Genomic DNA, 17,430 nt, shown 5'->3' with positions numbered 1-17,430 from the left:
TAGAACCCATGGCACAACGCGAGGGGCGACGACGGGCAGGCGGGTCGGTTCGTGACACACGATCCACCGAGCGTGCCCGACGCGCCCCTCGTCGTCATGCCGAACCCTCCCGCCGCCCCGTGGTCTCGGTGATCGAGACCGGCGAGCAGGAGATCCACGAGTCCGACCTCGACGTCGTCGACGGCATCGATCCCGACGAGGTCCTCGCACCGCGTCCGCAGCGGTCACGTCTGGCCACATCCCGTGCTCGGCGACCACGCCCCTCACTGGTCGACCGCGTGCGCGGACTCGACAGCAAACGCCCCCTCGCGCTGGTCCTCGTCGTCACCGTCGTGGTGGTGGCCTTCGTCGCGGTGACCCTCGCGGTACCGCTGCGCAACTACTATGCGGGCCACTCCGAGGCCGAGCAGCTCGCCGCATCGAATGCGAAGCTGCGCGAGCAGGTCGCCTACTACCAGCAGAAGGTCAACGAGCAGGGCGATCCCGCCTATGTGGAGGCCCAGGCGCGCGAACGCCTTCAGTTCGTCCGCCCGGGGGAGACCCCGCTGGTGATGATGTATCCCGGTGACGCCGAGCGGGAGGCCGCGCAGAAGCGCGCCGAGGAGCATGCGCACAACCCCTGGTACACCAATTTGTGGGAGACCGTCGCCACGCCACCCGAGTGAGGGGCGGACCGACGTGACCACGATGGCGGCACCGACTAGTGTTGTGCATCCGTGAGCATCTCCGAGGACGATCTGGCAGTGGTGACCGCCCAGCTCGGGCGTGAGCCCCGCGGCGTGATCGAGGTCAGCTACCGCACCCCCGACGGGCTTCCCGCGGTCATCAAGACCCGGCCCCGCCTTCCGGACGGCACCCCGTTCCCCACGCTGTACTACCTCACCGACCCGCGGCTGACCGCCGAGGCCAGCCGACAGGAATCGGCCGGGGTGATGAAGGAGATGACAGCGCGACTGGCCACCGACCCGCAGCTGGCCGCCGACTACCGCCGCGCCCACGAGGACTATCTGGCCGAGCGCGATGCGATCGAATCGCTGGGCACCGACTTCACCGGTGGCGGCATGCCCGACCGGGTGAAATGCCTGCACGTGCTGATCGCGCACGCACTGGCCAAGGGGCCCGGGCTCAACCCGTTCGGTGACGAGTCCGTGGCGCTGGCCGCGGCGGCGGGCCTGCGCGGCATCGCGGTGCCGGCCGACTGGCCCGACCGGCTTCCGCCGGCCGCCGGTCAGAGTGCGCCGGACACCACCGGTGAAGCGGACCCCACCGGCGAGGCCGAGCAGTGACCGTCGTCGCCGCCGTCGACTGCGGCACCAACTCGATCCGACTGCTCATCGCCCGGGCCGTCGACGGTGAACACGGACCGCTCGCCGAGATCCACCGCGAGATGCGGATCGTGCGGCTCGGTCAGGGCGTCGATGCGACCGGGCGTTTCGCCGACGAGGCGATCGAACGCACCCGCGCCGCCCTCGCCGACTATGTCGACATGATGGTCGACGCCGGGGCGGAACGGGTGCGGATGGTCGCCACCTCGGCCACCCGTGACGCATCCAACCGCGACGAGTTCTTCGACATGACGGCGACCCTGCTCGGCAAGGTGGTGGCCGGTGCCGTGGCCGAGGTGATCACCGGCGACGAGGAGGCACGGCTGTCGTTCCGGGGCGCCGTCGGCGAACTCGACGCCGCCGCCGGACCGTTCGTGGTGACCGACCTCGGCGGCGGCTCCACCGAGGTCGTCGTCGGTGATGCGACAGGGGTGTCGGCGGCATACTCCGCCGACGTCGGATGCGTCCGCGTCACCGAACGTGCCCTACCGTCCGACCCGCCCACCGACGCCGAGATCGCCGACGCCCAGGAATTCATCCGGGGGCGGCTGGCGCAGGCATTCGCGGCGGTCCCGGTGGCCGGGGCGCGGACCTGGGTGGGGGTGGCAGGCACCCTGACCACGTTGTCGGCGCTGGCCGCAGGCCTCGACGAATACCGGTCGGAGGTGATCCACCTGTCGCGGATCTCGCATACCGATCTCGACGACATCGGGTGGCGCCTGGTACGGATGACCCGCGCCGAGCGTGCCGCCCTCGGGCCGATGCATCCGGGCCGGGTGGACGTCATCGGCGGCGGATCGCTGGTGGCGATGGAACTGGCCCGGGAATTCGCCGAGCGGGCGGGCATCACCGAACTCGTGGTCAGCGAGCACGACATCCTCGACGGGATCGCCCTGGGTCTGCTCGACTGACTCAGCCCGTGTGTGCGGGGCTGCGCAACGAGATGTTGTTGCACGCCTCGCACACCGTCTCGGGGATGATGCCCCGCCGCTGCAAGAACCCGAAAACAGTGCAGCCCAAGCAGAATCCGAGGGCGAACTCCAGGGTGGCGGCGACGACGAGCACACCGAGCACGATCTGCGCGGCCGGCCCGAAGCCGAGCACGCTCAAGATCAGTGCAACGGTGGAGACCACCAGTCCGATGCCCTGTGCGAAACGCTTCGGCGGCCCGGGCACCAGCTTGGTCTTCCGCCAGACCTTCGGTGCGATCACCCGCACAGACAGCTGACCGAACGGCGAGAACCGCGGCCCGGACAGGACACGCAGCAAGAACCCGATCGCCACCAGCGCATAGAGCGCCCAGTGGTTCACCACGATGGTCACGATCGCCAGCGCCACGACCAGGCCGGCCGTCGACCGGGCAGCGTAGTCGTTGACCGGATTGGGAAAGGTGAACACCGAACTCGCCGACACGTGATCCTCCTACAGTCGTGTCCAGATCAGCACGAACCTACGCGCCGATCACAGGCACGGCAAAGATTGAACTCACCGCAGGCAAAAGTCTGGCGACGCCGGGCAGCCGGTGCTCCCCGCCGGCCGGTCACTCGGTGTCGGCGGGAGTGACCGGAGCCTCCATCACGGCCTCGAGATTGATCTCCGAGAGCGCCTCGGCCCCGGTGAACTCGTCGAACTCGGGCTCGATCTCGTCGACGGCGTCATCCGACACCAACTCGGCATCGATCACGGTGGCACTGTCGGCGCCGGCACGACGCGCCGCCTCGCGCATCTCGAAACCGTCGGTGATGATCTCACCCACCTCGCGGGCGACATCGGCGACCGCCGTCGTGATGATCGAGGCGATCTGACCCACATGTGTGGCCGTCGACTCCACGAGCTCCTGGATGATGTCCTTGTTGCGTTCGATGCGATCGACCATGTCCGATCAGCTTCCTTGTCCTACGAGAAGGGGTGCAGCACGGGCGGTACCCAGGATAGAGCGTTGACAGGCGACGGTGCTTGTCTGTGCTTGTCTGCGCCGACTCCGTCGTCGCGTACCGTGCGCCTTACCACCCGTCTTCCCTCCTCATCGCCTCGGTCGCAAGCTCCCTCGCTCTTCGTCAGTCCAGACAGGCGACGGCGCCCGGTATTGGTTTGCGCCGGCTTCGTCGTCGCGTACCGTGCGCCTTACCGCCCGTCTTCCCTCCTCATCGCCTCGGTCGCAAGCTCCCTCGCTCTTCGTCAGTCCAGACAGGCGACGGCGCCCGGTGTTGGTTTGCGCCGGCTTCGTCGTCGCGTGCCGTGCGTGGCACGGTGGTTGAGCCGCGAGGAGCGCAGCGACGACGCGTGTCGAAACCTCCGCCGGCCGGGGCCGGGTGGTGACCACCTCGGAAGGGGGATCGTCACCCAGCGCAACCAGCAGAGGTTTCGACGTCGCTCGTCAGATCACCGGATCAGGCGGTGCGGGCGGAGGGGGTGCGCTCGACGATGACGGTGAGATCGTCGTCGTCACGGGTCATCGAATTGGGTAGCGACAGTTTGGCGATCTTCGTCCAGGTGGAGGCGAGCTGGGCGTGCAGGGGCCCGGTGTTGTACGGCAGTCCGTAGCGGTCGCACACTTTCTGGACCTCCTCGGACATCTCCGGGTAGCGGCTGGCGGGGATGTCGGGGAACAGGTGATGTTCGATCTGATGCGACAGGTTGCCGCTCATGATGTGGAACAGCCGGCTGCCGGTGATGTTGGCCGAACCCAGCATCTGCCGCAGATACCACTGGCCGCGGGTCTCGTCGACACATTCCTCGGAGGTGAATGTCTGTGCACCGGTGGGGAAGTGGCCGCAGAAGATGATCGAGTACGCCCACACGTTGCGGACCAGGTTGGCGGTGGCGTTGCCCAGCAGGGTGGGCAGGAACATCGGGCCACTCAAGGCGGGGAAGACGACGTAGTCCTTGAGGACCTGACGACTGGCCTTGCGCCACATGCCCTTCACGAGCCCCTTGATGTCGGACCACCGTCGCTTGCCCGCGACGATGTTCTCGGCCTCGAGATCGTGCAACATCACGCCCCACTCGAACAGCAGCATCAATGCGGTCGCATAGCCGAGGTTCCCGAGGTAGTAGGGGTTCCACTTCTGGTCACGGGCCATACGCAGGACGCCGTAGCCGATGTCGCGGTCCTCGCCGATGATGTTGGTGAAGGTGTGGTGCAGGTAGTTGTGGGAGTGCTTCCACTGATCGGCGGGACAGACCGTGTCCCACTCGAATTCGCGCGAGTTGTAGGTGTCCTCGCGCATCCAGTCGTACTGGCCGTGCATGACGTTGTGGCCGATCTCCATGTTGTCGAGGATCTTCGACACCGACAGCGCGCCGACACCGGCGAGCCATGCGGGCGGGAAGAACCCGACGAACAACAGCGCGCGGCCGGCCACCTCGAGTCCGCGCTGGGCGCGGATCACCGAATAGAGGTATTCGCGGTCGCGGGTGCCGAGATCGGCGACGACGCGCGCCCGGATCTCGTCCAGATCGCGGCCGAGCTGTTCGACCTGCTCGTAGGAGAGGACGACGGTGTTGGGATCGGCGTTGTCGGTGCCCGACGTCAGCGGGGACGGGCTCTGGGGGCTCAGGGTCTTCGTGGTCATGTCATACCTCGATGTCGATGTCGCCGACAGGTGCGTTGATGCACAACTGGATTCGGCAGTCGGGTTCGGAGTGGGTCTCGCCGGTCAGGACGTTGCGGGTGGTGCCGGACTTCTTGACGGCGGTGCAGGAGAAGCAGATCCCCATACGGCAGCCCGATTCCGGGTGCAGCCCGGCCGATTCGGCCTGGTCGAGGATCGTGCGGCCGTCGTTGGCCACGGTGCGCCCCGAGCGCGTGAACGCCACCTCACCGGATACCGGCCGGTCGGGATCGATCGGTGCCGGGACCGCGAGGGTGAACGCCTCGGTGTGGATGCGGGCGTGCGGGCGGGCGGATTCGATGTGGGCGCCGACGGAGTCCATCAGTGTCTGCGGTCCACACACGAACACATCCGCGTCGTCGGCGGCAGTGATGCCGTCGAGGTGCTCGGGGGTGAAGTGGCCGCCGATCGTGGCCCCCTCGCCGATCCCGCGTGCGGCACTGCGGGTGTAATGGACCCGGAGATCGATGGCGGGGTTCACCGCAGCCAGAGCGGTCAGTTCGGCCCGATAGGCGACGTCCGCGGGCGTCCGGGCGTAGTGGACAAAGGTGATCGGCTCGCTGTACCGATTCGATACAAGTGTTCTCAGCATGGACAAAGCAGGTGTGATCCCACTGCCGCCGCTGATGAACACCGGGGTGCGGACTCCGGCGTCGGGAAGGACGAACTCACCGGTGGCCTGGGACAGTCCGTAGACGTCGCCGACCCGGGCGTGGGTACGCAGGTGGTCGGACACGCCGCCGCTCTGATTGGCGGTGACGGTGAGCTCGACGGTGCCGTCGGCGCCGTCGCTCGCGTTGGCAGGGGAGAAGCAGCGGGTCTGACGAACACCGTCGACGACGACGCTGAGCTGCACGAACTGTCCGGCCTCGTGGCCACGCCACCGTCGGGTGGGGGCCAGGGTGAGACGGACGGTGCGGGGTGTGGGGTGCTCGACGCGGGTGACGGTGGCGCGCAGGTCGCGCCAGGTGAGCCGCGGATCGATCAGCTCGAGGTAGCGGTCGACCGGATGCGGCGACATGGTCGCCTCGACCAAGGACGTCACGACGTCCGGAAGGCGGATGCTCATGGGCTGGCTCCGTTCGTTGGGCGTGATTCGGTGTACATGTGTACTCCGACAGTGTGCCACGGGGGCGCGGATGGGTGTCAAGGGTGCGGATATCGCCGAGTGTGTCACTCGCAACGTCGCCTTGTGGTGTGGGTCACATGAGATGTCGGCCACCGTCATCCGCCCGGTATGGAGCTGAACTCAGGTTCAAGTTCGTGTGTAAGGTGGCTCACGAACGCGACCCGGCCGTGATGTGCGAGATCGGTGCGGGCGGGCAGGTGGGAACCGAAAGGGATTGGGAGCAGATGACAACCGACGCGGCGCTGCAGCGACTCGAGGACGCACTGACGGAGATCCGTGAGGTGCAGCAACGGAACTGGCCCGCGCAGGTGCCGCGAGAAGTGCACTACCCGATCGAGACGATGGGCCTGGTCGACCACCTCCGGCACTGGGCCGCGGTGGCAGGCGATCGCACCGCGATCGCCTTCTACGGGCGCGAGATCAGCTATGCGGAGTTCGACGAGTACTCCGATCGCTTCGCCGGATGGCTACGGGACAACGGCGTCGCGGCGGGGGACCGGGTGGGTGTCCACCTCGGCAACTGTCCGCAGTTCTCCATCGCGATGCTCGGCATCCTCAAGGCCGGCGCCGTCCACGTCCCGGTGAATCCGATGCTGCGCGAACACGAACTCGTCCACGAACTCACCGACGCCGACGTCACCGTGATCCTCACGATGCCCGCCCTGGCACCGCTGGTCTCCCTGGTACGTGAGCGCACGCCGCTGCGCGTGGTGGCCACCACCGACATGTCCGACATGCTCACCCCGGATGCGACCGGCGCACCGTTCCCGATCGCCGATCCGTCGGGCAGCGACTGGCACACCATCATGTCGGCGTCGCGTGCGGAGGCGGTGGCGACCGATCCCGATGCGCTCGCCGCGCTGAACTACACCGGCGGCACCACCGGCATGCCCAAGGGATGCGAACACACCCAGCGCCACATGGTCTACACCGCTGCGACCGCCACCGTCGCGATGGGCCACCAGGTGGGTGAGGACCCGCTCACCGTGCTCGTGTTCTTGCCGGTGTTCTGGATCGCCGGTGAGGACTTCGGCATCCTGATCCCGCTGATCAACGGTGGCACGGCCGTGCTGCTGACCCGCTGGGACGCCGAGGTGGTGCTCGACGCGGTGCCCCGTCATCAGGTCGGCGCCATGATCGGCACCGTCGACAACTACGTCGAGCTGATGGACCGCGACGACTTCTCCGACCATGATCTCGGCTCGCTCACCTCGCCGCTGGCGGTGTCCTTCGTCCTCAAGCTGGACAAGGGGATTCGGGCACGCTGGCGGGCGGCCACCGGAGCGACGCTGCGCGAGGGTGCCTATGGCATGACCGAGACGCACACCGCCGACACCATCACCCTCGGCTTCGCCGACGACGACCGCGACCTCGACAAGGAACCGGTCTTCTGCGGATTGCCCGTCCCCGGCACCGACATCCTGATCGTCGACGCCGACGGTGCGCCGGTCCCGCTCGGCGAGGAGGGCGAGATCATCCTGCGCAGCCCGTCGGTGATGACCGGATACCACCGCAATCCCGAGGCGACCGCCGAGACCCTCCGGGGCGGCTGGCTCCACACCGGCGACGTCGGGAAATTCAGCGAAGAGGGCGCGGTGCACTACCTCGCCCGCAACAAGGAGATGATCAAGACCAACGGCATGAGCGTGTTCCCCTCGGAGGTCGAGGCGCTGCTGATGCTGCACCCGGCGGTCGAGCGGGCCGCGGTGGTCCCCAAACCCGACCCCGCCCGCGGCCAGGTGGCCTTCGCCTTCGTCGAGCTGGTCGCCGGCTCGGCGGCCGCGGCCGAGGAGATCGTCGCCTGGGCCCGGGACAACATGGCCGGCTACAAGGTCCCCGAGATCGAGATCCTCGACACGCTGCCGATGACGGCGACCGGCAAGGTCCGCAAGGGCGACCTGTTCAGCAAGGTCGACGCCCCGGCGGCGACTGCGGCGGAGGTGTGATCATGTCGACCCGGCAGACCGTCCTGGTGGCCAACCGCGGTGAGATCGCACTCCGGATCATCCGCACCGCAACCGAACTCGGCTATCGCACGGTGGCCGTGCACGCCTCCGACGACGCAGATGCGCCGCATGTCGGCGCGGCCACCGTCGCGGTGGCGCTCGAGTCGGCCGGCGCCGGTGCCTATCTCGACCGGGCCGCGATCGTCGACGCCGCGCGCGATACCGGGGCTACGCTCGTCCACCCCGGATACGGCTTCCTCAGCGAGGACCCACGGTTCGCCCGGGACTGCGCCGCCGCCGGGTTGCGCTTCGTCGGGCCGTCGGCGGGGGTGCTCGAGACCTTCGGCGACAAGGCCGCGGCGCGCAAGGCCGCGGAGGCGTCGGGGGTGCCGGTGCTGGCCGCGACGGCGGGTGGGATCGACCTGCCGGCGGCCGAGCGGTTCCTCCACGCGCATCCGGCGGGCATCATGCTCAAGGCGGTCGCCGGTGGCGGTGGCCGCGGGATGCGTGTGGTCCGCGCCGGTGACGATCTCGCCGAGGCATTCCGGGCCTGTACCTCGGAGGCCGAACTGGGCTTCGGCAACCCGGCGCTGTTCGCCGAGCAACTGTGTACCGGGGCCCGCCACATCGAGGTGCAGGTGGTCGCCGCCGACGACGCCGGCCACACCCGCGCCGCCGCCCTCGGTGACCGCGACTGCAGCGTGCAGCGGCGACACCAGAAGCTGATCGAGGTGGCCCCCGCACCGCATCTCGACGACGCGACGCGGACCGCACTGCATCGTGCCGCGGTCACCCTGATCGCCGACCAGCCCTACCGCGGTCTGGCCACGGTGGAGTTCCTGGTGGCCGGCGACGGGTTCTTCTTCCTCGAGGTCAATCCCCGAATCCAGGTGGAGCACACCATCACCGAGGAGGTGACCGGGGTGGACCTGGTGGCCGTGGGGCTCGCGGTGGCCGACGGTTCACCGTTCGCCGCCCTCGGCCTCCCGCCGGCGATCACCGCGCACGCCGGAACCGTCGACGGCGCCCTCGCCCGTGCCGACGGCGTCGCCATCCAGGCGCGCGTGAACAACGAATCGATCAGCGCCGACGGCCAGACCGTGCCCGATTCCGGTGTGCTGTCGGTCTTCTCGGCGCCGACGGGTCCCGGTATCCGGGTGGACACCTACGGCAGGCCGGGTCTGGCGATCAGTCCCCGCTACGACTCGCTGCTGGCCAAGGTGATCGGTCACACCCGCGGCGGTGACCTCACCGTGGCCGCGGCGAAGACCGCTGCGGCGCTCGGTGAGTTCGTCGTCGAGGGCGTCTCGACCAACATCGGGCTGCTGCGGGCGATCCTCGCCGACGCCGACTTCACCGGGGGTCCGGTCACCACCGACTACCTCACCACCCGGATCGGGGACCTGTCGGTCGTGGCGCAGGAACTCACCCGGCCGTCCACGTCAGACCGGTCCGCCGATACCGCCGGGGCCCGCCCGGCGAGTGTCGAGGTGGCCGACGGCGAGCAGCTCGTGTCCGCGCCGATGGCCGGTGTGGTGGTCCAGATCGCCGACACCGGAACCGAACTCGCCGCCGAACGCGGACTCGCCGTCCTCGAGGCGATGAAGATGGAACATGCGGTGTCCGTGCCGTTCTCGTGCCGTGTGGTGCGGGTGCTCACCACCGCCGGCGATGCCGTCGCGGCCGGGGCACCGCTGGCGGTGATCGCACCCGCGACCGCCGCCGACCTCACCGCCGAGGATTCCGTCACCGATCCCGATCACATCCGCCCGGATCTCGCCGAGGTGTTCACCCGGCACGACGTCACCCTCGACGCGGCCCGCCCCGCCGCCGTGGCCAAGCGACACGGGATCGGTCGGCGTACCGCCCGCGAGAACGTCGACGACCTCATCGACCCGGGCAGTCTCACCGAGTACGGCGCGCTCGCGCTGGCCGCACAGCGCACCCGGCGCAGCGACGAGGACCTGATCGCCAACACTCCTGCCGACGGCCTCGTCATGGGCCTGGCCACCGTCGGTGCCGACCGCTTCGGTGCCGCCGCCGCAGAGGTGGCGGTGGTGTCCTATGACTACACCGTGCTCGCCGGCACCCAGGGCATGCGCAACCATGCCAAGACCGACCGGATCATGGAAGTGACCCGGCGCAAACGGGTTCCGTTCATCCTGTTCGCCGAGGGCGGGGGTGGCCGTCCCGGTGACACCGATGCGCTGGGTGCCTCCGGCCTCGAGGTGGGCACCTTCCGTGCGATGGCCGCCCTGCGGGGTGTGGTCCCGACCGTCGCGGTGGTCTCGGGTCGGTGCTTCGCCGGCAACGCGGCCCTCGCCGGTGCCTGCGATGTGCTGATCGCGACGCCGGACGCCAACATCGGGATGGGGGGTCCGGCGATGGTGGAAGGTGGCGGCCTCGGGGTGTTCCGGCCCGAACAGATCGGACCGATCGACGTCCAGGAACGCAACGGGGTGGTCCACGTGACCGCCCGCGACGAGGCGGACGCGGTGGACATCGCACGCCGCTACCTCGCGTACTTCCAGGGCGACGTCGACGACTGGGAGGCGCCCGAGGAGCGGATGGCGCGGCATGTGGTCCCGGAGAACCGCCTGCGCGCCTACGATGTCCGCGCCGCGGTGGAGAGCATCGCCGATGTCGGCTCGGTCCTCGAACTGCAGCCCCGTTACGGGGCCGGCATCGTCACCGCGCTCATCCGGGTGGAGGGCGTCGCCTACGGCGTGATCGCCAACTCGAGTGCTCATCTGGGCGGTGCCATCGATGCCGAGGCGGCCGACAAGGCCACCGAGTTCCTGACGCTGTGCCAGGCGCACGGCTTGCCGCTGGTCAGCCTCTGTGACACGCCGGGGTTCATGGTCGGACCGGATTCGGAGAACGAGGCGACGGTGCGCCGGTTCGGGCGGTTCTTCGTCGCGGGGGCACGGCTCACGGTGCCGTTCGGCACGATCATCCTGCGCAAGGGATACGGCCTGGGTGCGATGGCGATGGCCGGTGGTTCGTTCCACGCCCCGGAGTTCACCGTCGCCTGGCCGACCGGTGAGATCGGTCCGATGGGCTTGGAGGGGGCGGTCCGGCTCGGCTTCCGCAAGGAACTGGAGGCGCAGACCGATCCGGCGGCCCGCGAGGCATTGTTCGCCGATCTGGTGGCCAAGGCCTATCAGCAAGGGTGCGCGCTGCATGCGGCGACCACCTTCGAGCTCGACGACGTGATCGACCCGGCGGCGTCACGGTCGTGGATCCGGAGGCTGGCACGGCGTCGTCGGTGACGAACCCACGGATCTTGAACATGACGGCGGATTCAACTATGAATACTCGGAGACCTGAATCACGTCTCGGACACATCGTCCGACGAAAGGTGGAAACCCATGGCAGCTCCCGATCTGGCCGGTAAGACCGCGATCGTCACCGGCGCCTCCCGCGGAATCGGCCTGGCCGCCGCGCAGGCACTGGCCGACGCCGGTGCCACCGTGGTGGTGACCTCTCGCAAGCAGGAGGCCGCCGATGCCGCGGCCGCCCAGATCGGCGAGCGGGCCGTGGGGATCGCCGCGCATGCCGCCGAGGAGGACCAGGCCCGCGCCTGCGTCGAGCAGACCGTCCAGCGGTTCGGCGGCATCGACATCCTGGTCAACAACGCCGGGACCAACCCGGCCTTCGGTCCGCTGATCACCCAGGACCATGCCCGATTCGCCAAGGTGATGGATGTCAACCTGTGGGCGCCGCTGATGTGGACCGCGCTCGCCGTCGAGGCCGGCCTGGGTGCGAACGGCGGGGGATCGGTGATCAACACGGCCTCGATCGGCGGACTCGCACACGAGGCCAACATCGGCCTCTACAACGCGTCCAAGGCCGCCCTGATCTACCTGACCGGCCAGCTCGCGCTGGAACTGTCGCCGCGGATCCGGGTCAACGCCGTCGCCCCCGGCGTGGTGCGCACCAAGCTCGCCGAGGCGCTGTGGCGTGAGCACGAGGAACTCGTCGCCGGGGTGACCGCGCTCGGTCGGATCGGTGAGCCCTCCGACATCGCATCGGCGATCACCTTCCTCGCCTCCGACCAGTCGTCCTGGATGACCGGCGAGGTCATGGTGATCGACGGCGGTATGCACCTCGGCGACGCCCGCGGCTACCGCACCGGGATCTGACCCAGCGGGATCCGACCGAACCACCCACCCATCGCATCGAAGGAGCATCAGATGAAGGCATGGCGCGTCCACGAACTCGGACAGCCCCGCGAGGCCCTGCGCTACGAGGAGGTCGCCGACCCCACCCCCGGCGACAATCAGGTCCTCGTGAAAGTGCTTGCCGCACCGGCGAACTTCCCCGACGTCCTGCTGTGTCGCGGGGAGTACCAGGTGAAGCCGCCGCTCCCGTTCACCCCTGGTGTCGAACTGTGCGGTGAGGTCGTGGCGGCCGGCTCGGCGGTCACCCGTGCGGCGGTCGGCGATCGGGTCGTCGGCACCCCGACCCTGCCGGGCGGCGCCTTCGCCGAGTACGCGCTGATGGAACAGCAGGCGGTGTTCGCGGCCCCGTCGACGCTCGACGACGCCGAGGCCGCATCGCTGACCATCGGCTACCAGACCGCGTGGTTCGCCCTGCACCGGCGCACGCAGATCGCCGCCGGTGACGTCCTGCTGGTGCACGCCGCGGCGGGTGGTGTCGGTAGTGCGGCGGTGCAGCTCGGCAAGGCCGCCGGGGCGACGGTGATCGGCGTCGTCGGCGGACCCGACAAGGTCCGGTATGCCACCGAACTCGGTGCCGATCTCGTCGTGGACCGGCACACCGACGACTTCGTCGCCGCGGTCAAGGAGTTCACCGGTGGCCGCGGTGCCGACATCGTCTTCGACCCGGTCGGTGGCGACGCCTATGCCGGATCGACCAAGTGCATCGCCTTCGAGGGGCGCATCGTGGTGATCGGCTTCGCCGGTGGCACCATCCCGCAGCCCGCACTCAACCACGCGCTGATCAAGAACTACTCGATCGTCGGGTTGCACTGGGGCCTCTACCAACTCAAGAACCCGGCGGTCATCGACGAGTGTCACACCGCACTCACCGCGCTCGCCGAGCAGGGCCACCTGAGGCCGCTGATCTCCGAACGGCTCGCGCTCACCGACGTCGCCGACGGCGTGGCCCGCCTCGGTGAGGGCAGTACCGTCGGCCGCGTGGTGTTCGTGCCCTGATCGTGGGCAGATCGTCCCGCGATAGACTCCGACGGTGACCCGGACCCGCCGCCCCGCCTCGCGTACCGCGGGGTCGGCGGAACCGGAGTCGCGGGCCGACAAGAAGAACCGCACCCGGCAGGCGCTGCTCGACACCACCCTCGAACTGGTCGGTGACCGCAGCTTCGCGAGTATCTCCCTGCGTGAGGTCGCCCGCGGTGCCGGGATCGTGCCCACCGCGTTCTACCGGCATTTCGCCTCGATGGAAGATCTCGGCGTCACCCTGGTCGAGGATTCGATGCGCATCCTGCGCCGCACACTGCGGGACGGCCGGCGCGACCTCGCGGCCCGCCAGGCCCTGCCCACGGCCAAGGCGTCCCTGGACATCCTGCTGGCCCACGTCGACGAGCATCGGGCCGCGTTCCGGTTCCTGGTCCGGGAACAGCACGGCGGGGTCGCCGAGATCCGGCGGGCCATCGACACCGAACTGCGACTGTTCTCCCGTGAGCTCGCCATCGACATCTCGCGGCTTCCGGCACTCGCGGACTGGCATGCCGAGGACCTCGAACTCGCCGCCGACCTGATCGTGACGATCATGCTGACCGCGGTGGCCGACCTGCTCGACGGCGAGTACCGCGGTCGCCAGGCCGAGCAGGAGATCGTCGAGCGTGCACAGCGGCAGCTGGCGATGGTCTTCCTCGGGATGGGGCAGTGGCGCCCGACCGATTCGTGAGTGGCCGCCGGCTCCTGATCGCCGCGACCTGACCGCCGGCCTCTGATCGTCGCCTCCTGACCGTCGTCGGCGTGCGGGGTTTGCCTCACCCCGATTTCAAAGGTGGGCCGCGCGTGGCCTCCCGGGTGACACTGACCGGCGTTGTCGCGTCCTCGATCGTCCGCCCGGGCGCCGACGTGACGGACCGAGCAGTTCATCGATGTCAGGAGTCCCCGTGTCCACCGAGAAGATCGCCGATCAGATCAAGTTCGCCTACTGGGTGCCCAATGTGTCGGGTGGCCTGGTCACCAGCGACATCGAGCAGCGCACCAGCTGGGACTACGAGTACAACGTCAAGCTCGCCCAGACCGCCGAGAACAACGGATTCGAGTACGCGCTCTCCCAGGTCCGCTACGAGGCCAGCTACGGCGCCGAGTTCCAGCACGAATCAACGAGTTTCAGTCTCGCACTGCTCCTGGCCACGCAGAAGCTCAAGCTGATCGCGGCGGTGCACCCGGGGTTGTGGCATCCGGCCGTGCTCGCCAAGTTCGGGGCCACCGCCGACATCCTGTCCGGTGGACGGTTCAGCATCAATGTGGTCAGCGGCTGGTTCAAGGACGAGTTCACCCACCTCGGTGAGCAGTGGCTCGAGCACGACGAGCGGTACCGGCGCAGCGGCGAGTTCCTCGAGGTGATCCGCAAGATCTGGACCGAGGACGACGTCGACTACCGCGGTGACTTCTATCGCATCCACGACTTCACCCTCAAGCCCAAGCCGCTGAACACCCCCGAACGCCCCAATCCGGAACTGTTCCAGGGCGGTAACTCGACGGCGGCTCGCAGCAACGGTGGCCGGTTCGCCGACTGGTACTTCTCCAACGGCAAGGACTTCGACGGCGTCACCGAGCAGCTCGACGATCTGCGGTCGGTGGCCCGCGCCCACGACCGTGAGGTCAGGTTCGGCCTCAACGGGTTCATCATCGCCCGCGACACCGAGGCCGAGGCCCGCGACACCCTCCGCGAGATCATCGAGAAGGCGAATCGTCCTGCGGTGGAGGGGTTCCGCGGCGCAGTTCAGCAGGCGGGCAGTGCCACCGGCGACAAGAAGGGGATGTGGGCGGACTCCAGCTTCGAGGACCTGGTGCAGTACAACGACGGATTCCGCACCCAGCTGATCGGTACCCCCGAGCAGGTGGCGGAGCGGATCGTCGCCTACAAGCGTCTCGGGGTGGACCTCGTGCTCGGTGGCTTCCTGCACTTCCAGGAGGAGATCGAGTACTTCGGTGAGAAGGTGCTCCCGCTGGTGCGTGAGCTCGAGGCCGCCGAACAGGTCGCCGCGGTCTAGTCTGATGAGCGTGACCTCCACACCCGAGAACAGTTCGAGACCGATTGCGGCACAGATCGAGTCGGCCGATCAAGCACGTCTGGTCGCACAGGATCTGGCCGAGCGGTTCGCCGCCGGGGCCGCCGCACGTGACCTCGATCGCCGACTGCCGTTCGCCGAGATCGACGCCTTGTCGGCCAGTGGGCTGCTGGCGATCTCGGTGCCGGCGTCCTTCGGTGGCGCCGATCTCGCACCGAGCGTGATCACCGACGTGATCGCGATCCTGGCCGCGTCCGATCCGAATATCGCGCAGATCCCGCACAGTCACTTCGTGTATCTCAACCTGCTTCGGCTCGCCGCACCGGAAGAGCTGGCGCGCAAGCAGTTCGAGTCAGTGCTCGCCGGTGGCCGGGTTGCCAACGCGCAATCGGAGCGGGGTGGTGCCACCATCGCCGACATCTCCACCACCCTGACCACGGTGGGAACCGGACGGTTCCGGATCGACGGCGAGAAGTTCTATGCCACCGGCTCGCTGTACGCCGACACCCTCGCGATCCTGGCCCGACATCCCGGCGACGACGAGCTCGCCGCGGGCGAGTACATCGCGTTCATCCCGGCGGACACCCCCGGGGTGGCGGTCGTCGACGACTGGGATGCGTTGGGGCAGCGGACGACGGGCTCGGGAACGGTCGAACTGACCGGTGCCGAGGTGGCGATCGGCGATCTCGTCGAGCGTGCCACGGCGGTGTCGCGGCCGACCGGTTACGGGGTGTTCGCACAGCTGTTGCATGTGGCGATCGACGTCGGCATCGCACGGGGTGCCCTCGCGGCCGCCGTCGAGTTCGTCGGCACCAGGTCGCGGCCCTGGTTCGAGGCCGGGGTGAGCCGGGCGGTCGACGACGAACTGCTGGTGCAGCGCTTCGGCGAACTCGGGGTGGAGCTGGTGACCGCCGAGGCCACCCTCGATGCGGCCGCGCGGGCCGTCGACCGGGCGACCGGTTTCGGTGGTACCCCCGACGACACGGTGCAGGCCGTGGCGGAGGCATCCCTCGCGGTGGCCGCGGCGAAGGTCGTGGCCGACCGGGTGGCCAACTCCATCACCGCGGCGGTGTTCGAGGTCAGCGGTACCCGCAGTGCCGCTGCGGGCACCGGCCTCGACCGGTTCTGGCGCAATGCCCGTACGCACACCCTGCACGATCCGGTGCGGTGGAAGGTGCAGCACATCGGGCGGCACGTGCTGCGCGGGGAGAACCCACCGATCCACGGCGTCATCTGACCGTTGCCATCGAGCGGGCGCGGTGTCATCCGAACCGATGAACGTCGCGGGCCGCGTCGTTTCCCCGGACGACCGGACGGCGACATCGCGGCGGGTGACGTCCGATGCGCCGGTTATGCTCCCACCATGTCGGGAAGCCGGGTGAACACACAATTCGGGCCTTACCGCCTGGACGAGTTGCTGGGTCGCGGCGGGATGGGCGAGGTCTATCGCGCCTACGACACGGTCAAGGACCGGGTGGTCGCGGTCAAGCTCCTCAACCCGGGGCTGGCCGGTGATGCCACGTATCAGGAACGCTTCAAACGGGAGTCGCATGCGGCCGCCCGGCTCGGCGAACCCCACGTCATCCCGATCCACGACTGGGGCGAGATCGAGGGTGTGCTGTTCATCGACATGCGGCTCGTCGACGGTGAGGATCTCCGCGCGTTGCTGCGTCGCGAGCGCCCGCTGGAAGCCGAACGCGCGGTGGCGATCGTCGAGCAGGTGGCCTCGGCGCTCGACGCCGCGCACGCAGACGGATTGGTGCACCGCGACATCAAGCCCGAGAACATCCTGATCGGGCAGAACGACTTCGCCTATCTGGTCGACTTCGGTATCGCGCACGGTGCCGACGACACCCATCTCACCCAGGCCGGCTCGGCGATCGGCTCGATCGCGTACATGGCACCGGAATTGTTCGATGCGGTCCCGGTGAGCACGTCGAGCGACATCTACGCCCTGGCGTGTGTGCTGTTCGAATGCCTCACCGGGCGGGTGCCGCATCCGGCCGACACGATCACTTCCGCGATCAAGGCCGCGGTGATGTCGCCGCCGCCGGCGCCGAGTGCGGTCAACACGGCGGTGCCGTCGGCGATGGATTCGGTGATCGCCCGAGGACTCGACCCCGACCCGGCCCGGCGCTACGGCACCGCCACCGAGCTGGCCGCCGCGGCCCGCGCGGCGTTG

The 17,430-nt window shown here is 68.8% G+C and carries 14 protein-coding genes and 1 pseudogene; 11 read left to right on the top strand and 4 right to left on the bottom strand.

Annotated elements, in window-relative coordinates; genetic code table 11:
• Positions 1-8: 8 nt before the first annotated feature.
• The 3 genes from GD1_RS16570 to GD1_RS16560 are packed head-to-tail and all read left to right on the top strand — an operon-like array spanning position 9 to position 2,236.
• Positions 9-665, top strand: coding sequence for an FtsB family cell division protein (locus GD1_RS16570; protein WP_059038344.1), 657 nt, complete (start codon positions 9-11; stop codon positions 663-665).
• 51 nt (positions 666-716) lie between these two features.
• Positions 717-1,286 (top strand): DUF501 domain-containing protein, encoded by a 570-nt coding sequence (locus GD1_RS16565; RefSeq protein ID WP_053778423.1) that lies wholly within the window; start codon positions 717-719, stop codon positions 1,284-1,286.
• The gene (locus GD1_RS16560) at positions 1,283-2,236 is read left to right on the top strand and encodes a Ppx/GppA phosphatase family protein (RefSeq protein ID WP_059038342.1); all 954 of its coding nucleotides are present in this window, start codon (positions 1,283-1,285) and stop codon (positions 2,234-2,236) included. Before GD1_RS16565 ends, GD1_RS16560 begins: the two co-directional genes overlap by 4 nt.
• 1 nt (position 2,237) lies before the next feature.
• Here GD1_RS16560 and GD1_RS16555 read toward each other — a convergent pair whose 3' ends face one another.
• The 4 genes and pseudogenes from GD1_RS16555 to GD1_RS16540 form a co-directional block, all read right to left on the bottom strand.
• On the bottom strand, positions 2,238-2,738 hold the full coding sequence (locus GD1_RS16555) for a DUF4395 domain-containing protein (RefSeq protein ID WP_020791215.1): 501 nt from the start codon (positions 2,736-2,738) through the stop codon (positions 2,238-2,240).
• A 280-nt stretch (positions 2,739-3,018) separates the two neighbouring features.
• Positions 3,019-3,201 (bottom strand): annotated as a pseudogene (locus GD1_RS25785) (hypothetical protein); the annotation flags it as partial.
• A 514-nt stretch (positions 3,202-3,715) separates the two neighbouring features.
• The gene (locus GD1_RS16545; RefSeq protein WP_059038341.1) at positions 3,716-4,900 is read right to left on the bottom strand and encodes a fatty acid desaturase family protein; all 1,185 of its coding nucleotides are present in this window, start codon (positions 4,898-4,900) and stop codon (positions 3,716-3,718) included.
• Position 4,901: 1 nt separating this feature from the next.
• Complete coding sequence (locus tag GD1_RS16540) at positions 4,902-6,008, bottom strand: ferredoxin reductase (protein ID WP_059038339.1); 1,107 nt, start codon at positions 6,006-6,008, stop codon at positions 4,902-4,904.
• A gap of 284 nt (positions 6,009-6,292) precedes the next feature.
• On the opposite strand from GD1_RS16540, the gene GD1_RS16535 reads away from it, so the two are divergent.
• The 8 genes from GD1_RS16535 to GD1_RS16500 form a co-directional block, all read left to right on the top strand.
• Positions 6,293-8,014, top strand: a complete 1,722-nt coding sequence (locus GD1_RS16535) for an AMP-binding protein (RefSeq protein ID WP_059038357.1) — start codon at positions 6,293-6,295, stop codon at positions 8,012-8,014.
• Positions 8,015-8,016: 2 nt separating this feature from the next.
• Complete coding sequence (locus GD1_RS16530; RefSeq protein ID WP_059038355.1) at positions 8,017-11,286, top strand: acetyl-CoA carboxylase family protein; 3,270 nt, start codon at positions 8,017-8,019, stop codon at positions 11,284-11,286.
• Positions 11,287-11,385: 99 nt separating this feature from the next.
• The gene (locus GD1_RS16525; RefSeq protein ID WP_053778422.1) at positions 11,386-12,159 is read left to right on the top strand and encodes an SDR family oxidoreductase; all 774 of its coding nucleotides are present in this window, start codon (positions 11,386-11,388) and stop codon (positions 12,157-12,159) included.
• A gap of 51 nt (positions 12,160-12,210) precedes the next feature.
• On the top strand, positions 12,211-13,194 hold the full coding sequence (locus tag GD1_RS16520) for an NADPH:quinone oxidoreductase family protein (RefSeq protein WP_053778421.1): 984 nt from the start codon (positions 12,211-12,213) through the stop codon (positions 13,192-13,194).
• Positions 13,195-13,228: 34 nt separating this feature from the next.
• Positions 13,229-13,906 carry a TetR family transcriptional regulator gene (locus GD1_RS16515; protein ID WP_053778420.1) on the top strand — a complete coding sequence of 226 codons (678 nt, stop codon included), beginning with the start codon at positions 13,229-13,231 and terminating at the stop codon, positions 13,904-13,906.
• A 214-nt stretch (positions 13,907-14,120) separates the two neighbouring features.
• Positions 14,121-15,230 (top strand): dimethylsulfone monooxygenase SfnG, encoded by a 1,110-nt coding sequence (sfnG, locus tag GD1_RS16510; RefSeq protein WP_020794095.1) that lies wholly within the window; start codon positions 14,121-14,123, stop codon positions 15,228-15,230.
• A 4-nt stretch (positions 15,231-15,234) separates the two neighbouring features.
• Positions 15,235-16,485: an SfnB family sulfur acquisition oxidoreductase gene (locus GD1_RS16505; protein WP_059038337.1), complete on the top strand. Its 1,251-nt coding sequence runs from the start codon at positions 15,235-15,237 to the stop codon at positions 16,483-16,485.
• Between the two features lie 126 nt (positions 16,486-16,611).
• Positions 16,612-17,430: serine/threonine-protein kinase (locus tag GD1_RS16500; protein ID WP_157079523.1), on the top strand; the 819-nt coding region annotated here is incomplete at its 3' end.

The organism is Gordonia desulfuricans NBRC 100010, from assembly GCF_001485495.1.
Taxonomy (GTDB): domain Bacteria; phylum Actinomycetota; class Actinomycetes; order Mycobacteriales; family Mycobacteriaceae; genus Gordonia; species Gordonia desulfuricans.
This window is presented reverse-complemented; position numbering and strand designations above follow the sequence as displayed.